Origin of the sequence: Microbacterium sp. TNHR37B, assembly GCF_001620065.1 — a bacterium.
Lineage (GTDB): Bacteria > Actinomycetota > Actinomycetes > Actinomycetales > Microbacteriaceae > Microbacterium.
Window position 1 is genome coordinate 779,533 of record NZ_LQGV01000003.1, and the last position, 14,765, is coordinate 794,297.

Below are 14,765 nucleotides of genomic sequence, written 5' to 3' on the forward strand. Positions count from 1 at the left end.
AGGAGTCGTCTATACGAACCACCTCAACCACGCGAAGATGCGGGCAGTGTTTCACCAATTTCCTTCAGCGTTGGTCAACCAACGTGCCCTCCTCCCGACGCCATCCGCGCACCACCTGGACAGGGTCGGGTGGTGCGGCTAAGCCGTCGGCAGTCTGAGAGACCTCAATGCCGATGACAGGAGTACATCTCGTCCTCGAGAACCAAGTGTCTTCTCACGCATGTGGATGATCTCGCCGCGCCCGGCGCCGCGGCGATGCGCTGTGAGTCATTCGCTCTGGAGTTGAGCCGACGCTGCCTGAGGCTGGAAGGACGGACCGTCGGCTGCACTGGTGCCCGATCCACGCTTGCGACGATTGGGGTAACCAGCCCAGAGGCGCGAGAACTCGCCCGCGTAGCGACGTGTGAATCGGAGCACCTCGTTAGGATCCCCGAAGCTCGCCGACGTCATGAGGTACTGTGGCAATTTCAAGCTGGGCAAACCCATCCAGTCGAGCGTCGTCGGCCGAGTGAACGTGTGCTCGTAGCTGCGCGGGCCCCTGAACTCATGCCGCGTCTGGCCCCACTCATCCCCTCGCACAGTCGAGGGCACGTACTGCAGCCGAGCGAAGCCTAGGTTCTCGATACGAGTCACACTTGACCGTGTCGCTTCCAGGGCGGTTTCAACTCGCGAGATATCCGGCGCGGTACGCCGATAGTGAGCGTAATCGTTACGAACCGCGAAGACGTCTGCCTTCAGCATCGAGGCTGTGATTGAGCGCAAACCTTCGAGGATTCTGTCCTGACTCGGGCGGGAGAGGTCGAGGAAGGGCAGGGTCGACCGTAGGGCGAACCTCTTGAGCTCCGTCTTGCCATCGAACAGCGGCATCTCGGACTGCTTGCGTTCGTAGAGGCCGCGATTGTCCCTGCACTCTTCGAGGCGGTAGGCGAGAGAGCTGAACCCCTCGATTAGGTTCTTGAGCTCGACCTTCTCGCTTGGAAAATCGGGCCGGAATGATGACTCCACTCCACCGTCTCCGTAGGCAGTCTGCAGGAGAGCGAGTCCATCGAGGCGATCGTCCTCGTCGTCATACGAAAAGGGGTATGAGCTCCGCACGTGGTCCGCCATCAAAGCCCAAGCGGTATACGCGAGAGAGTTGAGCAGGATGCCCTCAAGCTCTGCGAAGTATGGCGCTGCTGCTTCGATGAATCTCTCGGAGCTTCCGAAAGCCGAAGACTGTGTCAGGGCCCAGAGTCTCTCGTGGCGGTGCCAGAAGTTGGCGTGTGGATCATCATCGGGCTGTGGGGGGAAGCCCAGCTTCCATAGCAGCGCGTCCACGAGTTCAGAGTCGGTCAGGTCGTCGCCGTTCTCGATCCCTACCTCGAAACACGCGGTGATCATGTTGGTCTTTCGGGCCAGCACCAAACGCTCCAGTGCCTCCTTCGGCGACCGAGTTTGGAAGAAGTGCTCTAGCCGTTCATCGAGATCGTCGATGTCGATTCCGCGGAGTTGCCACTCCAGCTCCTGGACGTCGGCGCCCGTTTCCCTAACGTAAAGCTGGTTAAGTAGGCGCCGCTGACGAAGAAGGGCGAGGCCCAAGTCGTCTGATACGAAGCGGACACCATAGTGGCCAAGCTCGGCTCGCAAAGCGAAGGCGCCGGAACGGCTGTCGGAGATAACCGTTCGACGAACATCACCTAGCGACACTTTGATGACTCCGCGATGGACTAGCCGATCCAGTGCCGCCGCAACAGCGTCTTCATCGGCGAGCAAGGTGATCTGCAGCAGCTGAGCGCGCGAAAGGCCTGAGAGCATCTCGGCAGCGCTGCCGTTCTCGATCACGCCTGCCAGAGCCTTCCTCAGCGCGCCTTTGGAGAAATCGAGGAGCTCAGTAACCAAGTCTGAAAGCTCAGCATCGTTGAGAGCATCGCCGATGAGCGGCAGCAGAACGCCCGCACGCTTGTCGCCGTAGTAAGAAACCGTCAGCCCGCTGAACTCGTTTGCGAGGTCCCACCAGTCACACGCTTCGGTTTCGGAGTACTGGAGAACGGATTGCAGCTTTCGGCGGTCACGGTTGATGGGAGCGGTCTCCGACGTCTGCAGCACCACAGGATGCAAGGAGTGACAGCTGGAGACGGCGCAGTGGTATGCGGCAACCCTCCTCGAAGCGGTTATCTTCCTAGCAGTGCGGCTCTTGCGTAGTCCAAACGGGCCAACGGTGTACTGACCGTACTGGAAGACCCCTGGCGGGATCGCTGCGAGCAGAGCCTGAGTCTCATCGACGGTCAGAAGATCTTTCTCGCCCTCGTGTTGGGAAGCGAAGGTGTCGTACAGGTCTCGCCCCAGGACGAATGGGAACTTGATCGCCCCTTCTACGAGCTCATCATGGATGGCGGCCGCGACCTCGTCAACGTCCGTGGAGTGGAGGTCCACGAAGAGCTCGGTGTGACCGAGGGAGAGAGCGCACATCAGTCGCCCGTCCTTCGCGTTGACCTTTTCCTTGCGCGTCAGCTTGTCGAGGATCGCGTGGCCCGCCTCGGAGAGCTTGATGGCCTCGTTCAAGCGGTCAGGGACCACATACTCGTCCCCGATGATGCAGTCTCCAAGCAGGTCCATCAGGTCCGTGAAAGCGACGAATCTGCGGCGCCAATCGGTATCGGCGTACTCGACTTTGAGTTCTTCAACAGTCTTTGCGCTCATCCTCGACCCCCAGCGACTTGATCAAGCGTCTGCAGGCCCATGCTACTCAGACCCGGCCCTGCGCGTCGGACTTGCCGGAAATCTCTGTTCGATGGGCCATCCGAGCGACCGCAACGGTCTGTCTTCGCGTAAATGTCTGTGCACAAGCAAGACGATGCATCGACTGTGCACCCAGCGGCTATCAGCCGATCCTCCGACCTCGTCCAGGGGAGACCAACCGGCTCTTCACGAATGAGGCTGCGGGGGTGTGAGCGCGCCGATCGCGGGGTCGGGGTCGAGGTCTCCCGAGGATGGGCGTTGCTACGTTGCTCATCCGCAATGCGACCTTGACGTGATTCACGCCACCTTCGCGATCCCAGACCTGACGACATGCTGCCAGCCGACGCGCAGTCGGTGCGCGGGCTCCCTTACTGACGCGGTGGGGTGGGGACAGCCAGCAATCACGTCTCGTCGAACCTGCGGTTACGTGGATGGGCGTGGGGAAACCACCTCGGGACCCGACCGTCGATCACCGTCGCACCCGAGAGAATGGCCTTATGGGCGAGATTGGTTTCCGACGGTACCGTAAGTATGTCGACGCGCGGGTCGATGCGAACAACGCCATGATCGCGCTCTTGGCGGGGTCGCGACTCGCAGCCCACAGCCTCCAGCTTCATGCCGGCTCACCCCACCAGCTCCCCGGGCTGTTCCCCGCGGTCAAGGATATCGATCGCTTCAACCTCCTCCCCGATCACGCATCGGGACTACTACTGGACGCCGACGCACACTTGTCGGCGGTTGCAGTTCCGTACGCGCTGGCGGTGTACGAGGCGTTTGTGAAAGACGCGGTCGCGATGCTCAAAGACGAAGGCTATCCCGTCGCCAGTGATCGGAACGCGTTGAACGCCGGGCGCATGCACCAGACTCTGTTCGATGCGGCAGGTCTACCGCAGCCAGATGATGTGATTCCACTATTCCACGTCCTCCGCTGCCTTCGAAACGCGCAGATCCACCACGCCGGTAACGTGACTGGCCAGGTCACCGAGTCTTTGAGTGCGCTGGGGGACCAACAACGAGCTCGATGGGAGCGCCTCACGATGGGTCCCATCGAGCTGATGATCGCCGAGGGGAAGCTTCACTTCTCGCTTGGACACCTGGTCGCAGCTTTCGCTGTAACGAAGGAAGCTGCGCGGCGAATCAATACGATGCTTGGGCAGAAGATCAGCAGGAACAGCTGGGCGACTATGGCCGTAGCGGACTTCGCCGAGGACGCAGCGCACCCACGCAATAGCCGCCAGTGGAAACGTGGACTCGAAGGTTTCGCCAGATTCCACTACCTCGGCGGCCTGAGCTTGAGTAGTCAGGAACTCGAGAAGGCGGCACGGGAGTCCGGACTTTGGACCACCAAGACGTGGTAGAGAAACACGGGGGCTCTGTACCCATTGAGCTACATCCGGCGAAGCCGGAGCCAGGAGTCGAACCTGGGTCTCCACTGTTTTTGTGCGAATCGAGGCTTCGAACCTCAAGCCCACTCGGCATCCGCGCTGTGATAGCGACTATATCACTGGATGCGCCGTCACGGTCGATCCGCGTACAAGCGGACCGCGGTGGCTGGGCGGTAAGCGTGTGCGTAGTCCATATGGACGCTGGACGACTGCGGTGGCCCCGGTCGCAAGGATGGTACGTGCCGGCAGACACTGCCACAAACGAACGGAAAGATCGAGCGCTTCCACCGCACCCTCGCCGACGGCTGGACATACGCGAGGCGCTACTCGTCAGAAACCGACCGCAGAGAAGCACTGCGTGGCTGGCTGCACTTTTACAATCACCACAGGCGCCACGCCGCTCTCGGCACCCCACCCATCAGCAGAATCGGAAACAGCGCGCCTAGACATCACACCTAGTTCACACCGTAAGGGTGCGGACGGGGTGCCCGTCAGCGTTTGCCGGCGAGCTGGCGCCCCACGATCTCGCGCATGATCTCGTTGGTGCCGCCGTAGATGCGGTGCACGCGCGCGTCGAGGAAGGCCCGAGCGATCGGGTATTCGGTGATGTACCCGTAGCCGCCGTGGAGCTGGACGCAGGTGTCGAGCACCTCCCACTCGCGCTCCGTGGCCCAGAACTTCACCTTCGCCGCCTCTTCCGCGCTCAGTTTGCCCTCGGCGTAGGCCTTGAGCGCGCGGTCGATATAGGCCCAGAGCGCATCGACGGTCGTAGCGACGTCGGCGAGCTGGAAGCGGCTGTTCTGGAAGTCGATGATGCGCTCGCCGAAGGCCTCGCGGTCCTTCGTGTAAGCGAGCGTCCACTCCAGGGCCGCCGCGGCGGCAGCCGCTCCCGCGACCCCGATCGACAGTCGTTCCAGCGGCAGGTTCATCATCAGCTGGATGAAGCCCTGGCCCTCGGTGCCGCTGATGAGGTTCTCCTCGGGAACGAAGACGTCGGAGAAGGAGAGCTCTGCCGTGTCGTGGCCCTGGAAGCCCATCTTGTGGAGCTTCTTGCCGTGGTCGAAGCCCTCCATCCCGTTCTCGATGATCACCAGCGAGAATGCGTCGGGACGGTTCCCCTCGCCGGTCTTGACGAAGGTGACGACCATGTCGGCGGTCTTGCCCGAGGAGATGAACGTCTTCGCGCCGTTGACGACGTATCCACCGTCGACCTTCTTGGCCGTGGTCTTGATGCCGCGAAGGTCGGACCCGGCGCCCGGCTCGGTCATCGCGAGCGCGCCGAGGATCTCGCCCGTCGCCATCCCGGGGAGCCACTTCTCCTTCTGCGCCTGGGTGCCCATGTGCACGAGATACGGCACGGCCAGGTCGTCCTGGATGCCGAAGGCGCCCGCCAGCGACCCGGCGCCGGCGCGGATGACCTCTTCGTTGACGATGGCGCGGAACCGGTAGTCCTGCAGCATCCCGGCGCCGCCGAACTCCTCGGGAACGCTCAGGCCGATGATGCCCGCCTCGCCGGCGGCACGCATCGTCGCACGATCGACCTCGCCCTCGGCGTCCCACCGCTCCCGGGCCTCGTTGGTCACGTAGCGCTTGCAGAACTCCTTCACGACGTCGCGGAACGCCTCGTGGTCCTCGTCGTAGATGTCGCGCTCCATGGCGCCCTCCCTCTCGTCTTCGAGTGTCGTCACCGACGCAGGCTGCTGACATCGCATCCCGCGTCACATGATACTGGGTTTCAGTCGACGTAGGTGGGGGCCGCCGGCAGCCCGAAGAACTCCTCGAGGGTGGAGAATCCGCCGTCGCGATAGGCACGCGCGAGGTCGGTCCCGATGTAGCGCAGGTGCCACGGTTCCCAGGCGTAGCCCGTGGTCTCGGTGCGGTCCTGTTCGTAGCGGACGATGAACCCGAAGCGCCAGGCGTTCTCGGCGAGCCACCTCGCCTGCGGGGTCCCGCGGAAGTCGTCATGACTGCCGCATCCGTTCGCGCCGCAGGCGACGACGTCGACGGCGAGCCCCGTCTGATGCTCGCTGTGACCGGGCCGGGCCGAGCGGAGATCCGCCGCCTGCTGCCCGCGGGAGGCGACGTAGCGGTTGTAGAGCCCCACCTGGAAGTCGTAGGGGCGGAACGCACTGTCGATGCCCAGCCGCCCCATGCCGTCGCCGGCGGCCTCCGCAGCGAGGCCGTCCAATGCCGCGGCGACGTCGGCACGCAGCCAGCCACCGCCCGAGACGATGCGCGGCGCGGCGGGGCGCGCCTGCGGGACGGGCCAGTAGTCCTCCGGCTCGAGGGCGTTGCGCTTGTTGACGACGACCCAGGTACGACCGGCGCGGTGGAGGTCGATGCAGGGCGCCTCTCCTGCGGCGACGGCGTGGCGGAACTCCTCACCTCCCCCGAAGGCCGCGATCACCTCCGCATCGGAACCGCGCTCGATCGCGGCGGTGACTTCCGGGGCATCGCAGCGTCGAGACGCCTCCGTGGGCGCCGGCGATGCCGCTGGCCTCGAGGGGGACGGGTCAGACGTCGACGTCTCGGACGGGGAGGACTCGGTGGGGTGCGGCGCCGCCGGCGTCGTGGCAGAGCCGGCAGGAGGGTCGGCGTCGGCCTCCGAGGGACGCGTGAGCGCGTACCCGCCCGCAGCGATCGCGACGACCAGCACACCTGCGACGACGATCGTCCGCCGACGCCGCACCCGACGCGACACCCGCCGTGCCGCCCTCGTCGTGGGCGGGTGCGGGGGCATGGATCCATTGTGACGCCTGGGCCGACCGCTCCCTCGCGACGCGCACGCGCGTTCGATTGTCTTCGAATGAGAGAGCGCCGGATCTTGACCTTCTTTCGTCTTTATGTTCCCCTGGGATGATGAGGTGGCAGGGGCAGCAGACGGGGGCGATCGATTCCGACGCCCTCCCCGGCCTCGAGACGCTCGGGGGCCTCGTCCGTCAGGTGCGCACGCCCGAGTTCGCGGGGATGACCTTCTACGAGGTCCACGCGAAGACGGCGCTCAATCACGTGCCGGGCGCATCGGCGATGCCGTTCGCCTGGACGGTCAACCCCTATCGCGGCTGCAGCCACGCCTGTGTGTATTGCTTCGCGCGGCGCACGCACGAGTACCTCGACTTCGATTCGGGCCGCGACTTCGATTCCCAGATCGTCGTGAAGACGAACGTGGCCGAGGTCCTCCGCCGTGAGCTCGCCCGCAGCGACTGGCAGCGCGAGCACGTGGCGCTGGGCACCAACACCGACCCCTACCAGCGCGCGGAGGGTCGCTACCGGCTCATGCCCGGCATCATCGATGCCCTGGCGACCAGTGGCACCCCGTTCTCGGTCTTGACCAAAGGCACACTGATGCGGCGCGACCTGCCCCTCCTCGCGGCGGCGGCCGAAGAGGTGTCGGTGGAGCTGTCGATGTCCATCGCGATCGGCGACGAGAGCCTCCGATCGGCGCTCGAGCCCGGTGCACCGAGTTGGCGAGCGCGGCTCGAGACCGTGCGGGCGGCGAGGGAGGCGGGCTTCCGGCCCACGGTCTTCCTCATGCCGATCCTGCCGCACCTCACCGATCACCCCGCGATCCTCGACGCGTCGGTCGCGGAGCTGAGCGAGGCCGGAGCGTCGCGGGTCGTGTTCGGCGCTCTGCATCTGCGCCCGGGGGCCCGGGAGTGGTTCTGGCGATGGCTCGAGTCCGAGCGAACCGATCTCCTCCCCGTGTACCGCGGCCTCTACCCGGGCGTCGCCGTGAACGCTCCGCAGGGGTACCGGCGGATGCTCGCGGGGCGCGTCCGCCCGCTGCTGCGACGATACGGACTCACCGGCGGCCTGGAGGAGGACGTCGAGTCGCGGGAGTCACGGCCCAGCCGCTTCCGTCGCACGGGAACTCTGCCACGAACCCCCGCGCCGGAACCGGCCACCCTCTTCTAGCGCCCGAGGCTGTGCGGGGCCTTCCGGACGGTCGCGGTCACGCGTTGGCGCTGCGGACGGCGTCGGCCGCGGATCCTGCGAACTCGCGCGCCGTCTTCACCGACAGCGTTCCGTCGACGGTGATCCACACGTTCCCCACGAAGACGTAGACGGTGCTCGTGGTGCCGAGGTCCGACTCGGAGTGCTGGGAGAAGGAGACCTGGCCGTCGAGCGAGCGTTCCGTGTACCGGGAGGACGAGCGCAGCCCCGCGATCAGCTTGTCGCGGGCCGAGCCGGAGATCTCCGCCGTGATCACGGTGAAACCGCCGTCGGAGAACGGAATGGCCCACGTGCACATGGTGGCCTGCCGCGCGCCACGCACGGTGGCAGCGGCCAGCGGCCCGGGCATGTGGTCGGCGGGGCTCCCACTCACATCGATCGGCTCGGCGGCGTCGCCGAACAGCGCGTGCACGGTCGAGAGGGGGAGAAGCGTCGTGCACTTCGGGATCACGACCGGCGCCGCGGAGCCCGGTGACGTGGTCGGAGTCGGCGTCGGCGTCACGGCCGGCGAGGACGTGGGCGTCGGGGTGGGCGAGGGGGTCGGCGCCCCGCTCGGGGTCGGCGCCGGGGCCGTCGATGCCCCCGGGGCGGACGGCGACGCCGCGGGCACCGAACCCGACGGCGACGGCGACGGCTCGGGCACGCACCCGCCGAGAGCGAGGGCGAGAGCGAGAGCTGCGGCGACGACCGCACCGGTCTTCCGAGGGGGCATGGCCCGATCCTACGGCGCGGGGCGGGAGATACCCGTGAGACGGGCGCTGTCGAGCGGAACGACAGTAACGAGCGGGCGTTGGACATCCGAGATCCCGGCGACGCGGCGCGCTCTCGCCCTTTCGCGTCGCCTCAGGCATTCTCGAAAATGAGAGTTGTCTCACCAATGGTGATTGCCCTATGTTGAAAAAACTGGGGAAGTGTCTGGGGACTGGTCCAGGACGCACCGTCTTGATTTCGTCATGGAGCGTATTCGCGGCGCGGTACTCCCCGGGAAGGACGGCCGCAAATGTATGCCCGACGAACGCGGAGACTCGAGCGTGTCTCCGCAGCGGTCGGAATGCTCGCGGCTGTTCTCCCGCTGGTCGCCTTCTCTCTCGCACCGAATCGCCTCGAACCGACCGAGGCGAAGGCACAAGAATCAGTATCTTGCGAGTCCACAGTCAGCCCGGCCCCGCCTCCTCACCGCCAGATCAACCTCGTGATCGACGATTCGGGCTCCATGTTCGCGTCGGACGACGGAGCCCCTCTGGACCGCTGGTCCCAGGCGAAGTATTCACTCGAGGTCTTCGCCGCAATGCTCGATGCGGGCGACACCCTGCAGGTATATCGGACAAGTGACTTCGATGATGACCGAGGCGAAGCCGCCGTGACCCTGCTCGGCGCGGAGCCCGCGAGCAGCCGGGTTGCAAAGATTCACCGCATGCAGCTTCAGGGCGGCGGGACACCCTACGCGCCAGTAACACGGGCGTATCGCGATCTCGTGGCCGCGGAATCGCCCACGAAATGGCTCGTCATCCTGAGCGACGGCGCCTTCGACGACCGATCGTCACCACAGGTGCAACGAGATTTCCGACGGTTCGCCTCCGAGAACAGCGACGAGTCCTCGACGCTTCAGGTCGCATTCCTGGCCATCGGCCCCGACGCCCCGCAGCTGACCAATGAGCCGGATAGCGGTGTCTTCGTCGACCAGGCGCGCGCGTCCGACCAACTCCTCGGGAAGATGACCGAGTTCTCCAATCGGATCTTCGAGCGAAACCTCCTCACGCATGAGCAAGGCAGAGTCGCGCCGGACATCCCCCTGTCGGAGCTCACGGTGTTCGCGCAGGGTCAGGATGTCTCGATCGGCGAGCTCGATATCGGCGGCGAGGTCATCACTCCCGCATCGACCGTCGACGTCTCCTGGGCGAAGAACAAGGCCGCCAGGTACGGGTCGAAGACGACGCCGGCGACGCCGAACACGCAGCTGAAAGGCAAGCTGGCGACTTATCTCCACGTCCCCGCGGGAACGGGTGCCGTGAAAGTGGGCGGAGCGCAGGCCGTCGACATGTACTACAAGCCCGACGTCGGGTTCGGCGTCCAGTTGCAGGACGCCGATGGTTTCCCCGTAGACCCGTCCACGCTCGTCGGTGGCGACTACACGCTCTATTACGGGTTCATGGACGACACGTGCACCTTCCTCTCGTCGCCGCTTCTGGGGGACGTCGAGTACTCGGCCAGAGTGCTTCGTGACGGCGAGGTCATCGCTGACGCGTTCCAGTCCGGCGACACGATCACCCTCACCCGCGGCGCCGTCGAGCTCGACGTCACCGCGCGCTATCTCGGGGGGAACACTGCGCGATCCGTCATCGACGTCACAGTCCTCCAGGCGGCCCGTCCGACATCCTTCGACGTCTCGGAGAGAAGCTTCACCGCGAGCGAGCTGAGCGCCACCTCTGCCCCCGACAATGCGATCAGACTCACCTACGGGCTCGGCTCGAGCGGAGAGCTCGCCGCTTTCTCGCCCGAGGAATGGTCATCCGTCACTTCCGAGAGCTTCACGGTGACCAGCGACTCCAACATCCCCTTCGAAGTCGTCGTCGCCAAAGAGATCGGCACCGTGTACCTCGTCCCTCACGCACCCGAGGGCGACGTGCTGAAGGCCGACACCGGCACCTTTCCCGTCTCCGTCACCGCCGAGCACACGTACGACGAACAGCTCTACCGCGCGACGACGACCCTCGACCTCGACATCGTGGACGACATTCCCTGGTGGGACCGCTTCGCGGACTGGTTCGCGACCGTCGGGTGGTGGCTCGCGCTCCTGGTCCTCCTGGCGCTCTTGCTGTTCGGCTACATCGTCAAGCCGAGGTTCTCACGCAAGATGCGCCCTGCACCGAGCATCTCCATGAGGCCCCTCCGCGCGTCGGTGCGCGGAGGAAGCGCTCAGGGAAGCTTCCGGCGCGATCGCGTGAGCAGTCTGTTCCCCTACCTGCCCGAGAGGGGCGAGCTGGTCTACGTGGGCACCAGCGCCCGGTCGCAGTTCCCGGCTCTCAAGCTGAAGGCCAAGCGGGGCCGACGCGCAGAGGTCGTGAACTGGCAGGCGCTCGTCGCGCAGGAGAACGTGCAGATCGGGGGCCGCACGATCGATGCCACCACCAAACGTCCACCCTTGATCGGCCCCACCACCACCATTGTCGCCACGATCCGCAACAACGTGCGGTTCGAGATGACACCCAGCTCCTGATTGATCCGCCCTGGAGAGGAACATCATGCCCATTGCCCCCACCCTCATCCTCGGACTGGGCGGTACCGGCTCGAAGATCGTCGAGAAGGTCGCCACCAAGGTCGGAGAGAGCGCCTCCACGCAGTCCGACCGCATCGCCTACACGGTCTTCGACACCGACATCAACGACCTGGGCCGGATCCGCCGCGAGCATCCGGAGATCTTCACGGTGCAGACCTCCACGCGCAACACCGTCGGGGAGTACCTCAACATCAACACCAACGCCCGGGACAACTGGTTCCCGGTGAACCAGATGCTCAACCGGAAGACACTCACCGAAGGCGCTGCGCAGGTGCGCGCGATTTCGCGACTGGCCTTCGACACGACCCTCAAGGGCGGCAATCTCGACGCCCTGCACCGTGCCGTCGACAAGCTGTTCCGGCTCGACAAAGACCAGGAGGAGCAGGCGCTCCGCGTCATCATCACCAGCTCGCTCGCGGGTGGGACGGGTTCGGGGCTCATCCTCTCGGTGGCGATGTACCTCGCGGACTATCTGCGCGCCAAGTACCCGAAGGCGAAAGCGATCACCCGCGGGTTCTTCGTCCAGCCCGACGTCTTCGACAAGGTCATCAAGGCCACAGAGGAGCGGCAGAATCTGCAGGTGAACGCCTACGCAGCAGTCCGTGAGTTGGATGCCTTCCTCATGAAGGGCGACAACACGCTGCCCCCTCAGTACAGAGATCTCGCTTTCGAGTTCCCCCGGGTCGGTGCGGACGGCGTCGAAACGGTCGAAGCGATGCCCTACGACTTCTGCTTCCTCTTCGACGCCAAGAACTCGGCCGGCGGCAGCCTCGACTCCTTTGAGACCTACCTCGACCACGCCGCCACCTGCATCTATACGCAGTCGATCGGACCGATGTCGAAGAAGTCCAACTCTCGCGAGGACAACGTGCTGCGCGAGGTGATCAAGAACGACGGGCGCAACCGTTACGCCGGTGCCGGCGCCTCCCGGCTGGTATACCCGTGGGCCCATGTGCGCGACTACGTCGCGCTCCGCTGGACGGAGCAAGTGCTCTCTGCACAATGGCTGCGATTCGACGACCAGTTCAAGAAGACGCTCGAAGGACTCGCCAAGCAGCGGGAGAAGGGGCTCTCTCCCCGCGACCCCGACATCGCCGCGGAGTACGTCAAAGCCGTCGATGGTGCCGCGGCGAACAAGAACGGCTTTGCGAAGGCCGTCGTCGCGCAGTGCACGGTGATGGATGAGGACGGTCTCGATTCGGACCTCAAGCGCTGGGAGGAGTACCTCAGCACGCTCACGAACTACGTGATCACGCAGTCCGCCTCGATGGGCGACAGCCACCAGCGCAACATCGCGATGGACCAGGTGACGCCGCTGACCGAGGACACCGAGCGCAGCCGCTACCTGAACGCGTACCGCGAAGTGAAGAAGTACCACGACGTCGTCGCCCGACGCACCGAGGAGTCGGCCGGGATCCTCAGCTACGAGCTGTTCCATGCCGACGATGTCGCCGTGACGGCGGAGAAGCACTCCCACCGCCTGGAGACCTACCTTCGCGACAAGGACACCGATCGGTTCATGCACCCGGTGACCGCCCGATACTTCCTCTACAACACGCTCGCGCTGCTGAAGGACGAGCGGCGGCGCGTCGAGAACGAGTTGACGAGTCTGCGTGAGTACTTCGAGAACTTCGAGCGGAACGCATTCGATGACCCGAACACCGACGAGGTCGAGACCGCCGAAGGAATCCTCGCGCGCAAGCTGACGATCCGCGAGAAGCTCACGCGAAAGCCCAGTGCGGAGATGCAGGACCTCCAGCAGCTGCTGCTGGGGTACATCCCGAAGGTGGACTCGCTCCTGGAGAACGCGGTGCTCAGCGAAGTGCTCGGTGAGGCGATCGAGTACGTGTCGGGCATCGCCGAGGCATTCCGCACGCTGTTCCTCCGGCTGGATTCCAACATCCGTCGACTGAAGGGAGAGGTCGAACTCCAGCGCACCAAGTACGACGATCTGTCGGGCTCGACGACGCGCTACGTCCTCGCCACCTCGGCCTCTCTGGACTCGCTCGCCGAGGGAATGCCGTATGCCGGCGGCGTCGTCAACATCGACTCGTCGCTGTCGGAGGCGATCTACAACCGGGTGCGCGGGTACTACATGCTGACCGACGAGAAGGACGACACCTACTTCGAGGACCTCTATCGGACGACCATCCAGGGCTACTTCCGCGACAAGGTCATGGAGAGCTACGGCAACGTGATCAAGATCGACATCATCGAGGCATTGGAGAAGGAGTACCGCACCCTGCAGCGCAACCTCGAAGAGTCGAAGGTCCGCCACTACGTCATCGACGAAATCGAGAAGGCGAAGCAGCTCGCCAAGCCCTTCATCGAGCAGCCCCTCGGCGAGGAGCGTCATCCGATCGAGGCGTGCGCGTACAACTCCGGTCTGGAGGGCGAGGCCGATCCGCGCCGCAAGGCGCTCGTCAGCGAGCACCTGCGCGACTACGGCGGTGAGCCCGATGATGACATCAGCCCGCACGAGATCCTCTTCTACAACGCCATCTACGGCATCCGCGCGCGCGATCTGCCGAAGTACTCCCCTGCTCGCGCATCGACCACGCTGCGCCGCGACGCCGGCGAGTACTTCTCGGCGTACTACGCGCTGGTGTCGGGGATCAAACCCTCCGTCGCCGAGACGAAGGTGATCACTCCGCACATCGATCGCCGCTGGCACTGGATCTCCCAGCTCCCGGACCTCGACGAGGAGAACCAGGCCGATCAGCTGCGCCGCATCCACGATGCGCTGCTGCTCGGCCTCGTCCACGAGAAGATCTTCTGGAGCGAGGTGCACGAGGGGCTGCAGGTCTACCGCTACAGCTCGGACCAGCCACTCGACCAGGACTTCATCGTCTCGAACGGGACGCCCTGCGATCACTTCTGGGAGGTCGTCGACGCCCTCACGATCAACCCCGTGGCCGTTGCGGAGATCGTGGAGTCGATCGAGCGCCGCGCCCGGGCCGGACGCGATCTCGCGCGCTCGGTGACCTTCGCCGAGACCGACTTCGCACGCGGCCTGGCGAAGGGAGTCCGGCTGCGCGAAGTGGATGAGGTCATTCCTGCTCTCCGCGGCAAGAGCCTGACCGTGCTGGACGTCGGCGCGTTCTACGCCTTCACCGTCACGAAAGAGCTCTACAACGAGCGCCAGGTCCACGACATGGTCACCGACTTCCTCGCGCGCATCCGCTACGAGGTGGAGCAGGTGGAGCAGGACGCCGAAGCCCTCCCCACGCTCAAGGGGATCGTGCTCGATCAGTTCCGTGCCTTCGCCGCCAACATCGATGCCTACTCGGCCACCGGCGGGCGGCCGCTGCTGCAGAAGCTGCGGCGCGTGATCCGCCCGGTCGCCGACCTCTTCGACGAGATCGGCGAGCGGGCAGCGGCCGACGAGGTGGCACGGCTCGACACCGCACTGCGCAACGCGTGAGGCCAGA

8 protein-coding genes and 2 pseudogenes are annotated in these 14,765 nt (G+C 65.1%); 5 read left to right on the top strand and 5 right to left on the bottom strand.

Annotation, left to right across the window (positions count from 1 at the left end):
* Nucleotides 1–267: 267 nt before the first annotated feature.
* Nucleotides 268–2,679 (bottom strand): hypothetical protein, encoded by a 2,412-nt coding sequence (locus AVP41_RS11680; protein ID WP_067164507.1) that lies wholly within the window; start codon nt 2,677–2,679, stop codon nt 268–270.
* A gap of 536 nt (nt 2,680–3,215) precedes the next feature.
* Here AVP41_RS11680 and AVP41_RS11685 point away from each other — a divergent pair.
* Entirely contained in the window at nt 3,216–4,076 is an 861-nt protein-coding gene (locus tag AVP41_RS11685; RefSeq protein ID WP_067164509.1) for a hypothetical protein, read from the top strand.
* Between the two features lie 42 nt (nt 4,077–4,118).
* Here the strand turns inward: AVP41_RS11685 and AVP41_RS16690 are convergent.
* A pseudogene (locus tag AVP41_RS16690) lies at nt 4,119–4,195 on the bottom strand.
* A 163-nt stretch (nt 4,196–4,358) separates the two neighbouring features.
* Here AVP41_RS16690 and AVP41_RS16405 point away from each other — a divergent pair.
* A pseudogene (locus AVP41_RS16405) lies at nt 4,359–4,562 on the top strand (integrase core domain-containing protein); the annotation flags it as partial.
* Nucleotides 4,563–4,594: 32 nt separating this feature from the next.
* Here the strand turns inward: AVP41_RS16405 and AVP41_RS11690 are convergent.
* Complete coding sequence (locus tag AVP41_RS11690) at nt 4,595–5,758, bottom strand: acyl-CoA dehydrogenase family protein (RefSeq protein WP_067164512.1); 1,164 nt, start codon at nt 5,756–5,758, stop codon at nt 4,595–4,597.
* An 80-nt stretch (nt 5,759–5,838) separates the two neighbouring features.
* Nucleotides 5,839–6,843, bottom strand: a complete 1,005-nt coding sequence (locus AVP41_RS11695) for a M15 family metallopeptidase (RefSeq protein WP_157532471.1) — start codon at nt 6,841–6,843, stop codon at nt 5,839–5,841.
* Between the two features lie 119 nt (nt 6,844–6,962).
* Here AVP41_RS11695 and AVP41_RS11700 point away from each other — a divergent pair, with 119 nt between their 5' ends.
* Entirely contained in the window at nt 6,963–8,018 is a 1,056-nt protein-coding gene (locus tag AVP41_RS11700; protein ID WP_067165892.1) for an Rv2578c family radical SAM protein, read from the top strand.
* A gap of 37 nt (nt 8,019–8,055) precedes the next feature.
* Here AVP41_RS11700 and AVP41_RS11705 read toward each other — a convergent pair whose 3' ends face one another.
* Nucleotides 8,056–8,769 (bottom strand): hypothetical protein, encoded by a 714-nt coding sequence (locus AVP41_RS11705; RefSeq protein WP_067164516.1) that lies wholly within the window; start codon nt 8,767–8,769, stop codon nt 8,056–8,058.
* A gap of 702 nt (nt 8,770–9,471) precedes the next feature.
* Here AVP41_RS11705 and AVP41_RS11710 point away from each other — a divergent pair.
* Both AVP41_RS11710 and AVP41_RS11715 read left to right on the top strand, forming a co-directional pair.
* Nucleotides 9,472–11,274 (top strand): hypothetical protein, encoded by a 1,803-nt coding sequence (locus AVP41_RS11710; protein ID WP_157532472.1) that lies wholly within the window; start codon nt 9,472–9,474, stop codon nt 11,272–11,274.
* A gap of 25 nt (nt 11,275–11,299) precedes the next feature.
* The gene (locus AVP41_RS11715; protein ID WP_067164520.1) at nt 11,300–14,758 is read left to right on the top strand and encodes a tubulin-like doman-containing protein; all 3,459 of its coding nucleotides are present in this window, start codon (nt 11,300–11,302) and stop codon (nt 14,756–14,758) included.
* Nucleotides 14,759–14,765: the final 7 nt, after the last annotated feature.

Excerpts from the sequence above, each read along its gene's own strand:
- AVP41_RS11710 (WP_157532472.1), top strand. The coding sequence starts at position 9,472 with ATGCAGCTTCAGGGCGGCGGGACACCCTACGCGCCAGTAACACGGGCG.
- AVP41_RS11705 (WP_067164516.1), bottom strand. The coding sequence starts at position 8,769 with ATGCCCCCTCGGAAGACCGGTGCGGTCGTCGCCGCAGCTCTCGCTCTC.
- AVP41_RS11715 (WP_067164520.1), top strand. The coding sequence starts at position 11,300 with ATGCCCATTGCCCCCACCCTCATCCTCGGACTGGGCGGTACCGGCTCG.
- AVP41_RS11700 (WP_067165892.1), top strand. The coding sequence starts at position 6,963 with ATGAGGTGGCAGGGGCAGCAGACGGGGGCGATCGATTCCGACGCCCTC.
- AVP41_RS11695 (WP_157532471.1), bottom strand. The coding sequence starts at position 6,843 with ATGCCCCCGCACCCGCCCACGACGAGGGCGGCACGGCGGGTGTCGCGT.
- AVP41_RS11690 (WP_067164512.1), bottom strand. The coding sequence starts at position 5,758 with ATGGAGCGCGACATCTACGACGAGGACCACGAGGCGTTCCGCGACGTC.
- AVP41_RS11685 (WP_067164509.1), top strand. The coding sequence starts at position 3,216 with ATGGGCGAGATTGGTTTCCGACGGTACCGTAAGTATGTCGACGCGCGG.
- AVP41_RS11680 (WP_067164507.1), bottom strand. The coding sequence starts at position 2,679 with ATGAGCGCAAAGACTGTTGAAGAACTCAAAGTCGAGTACGCCGATACC.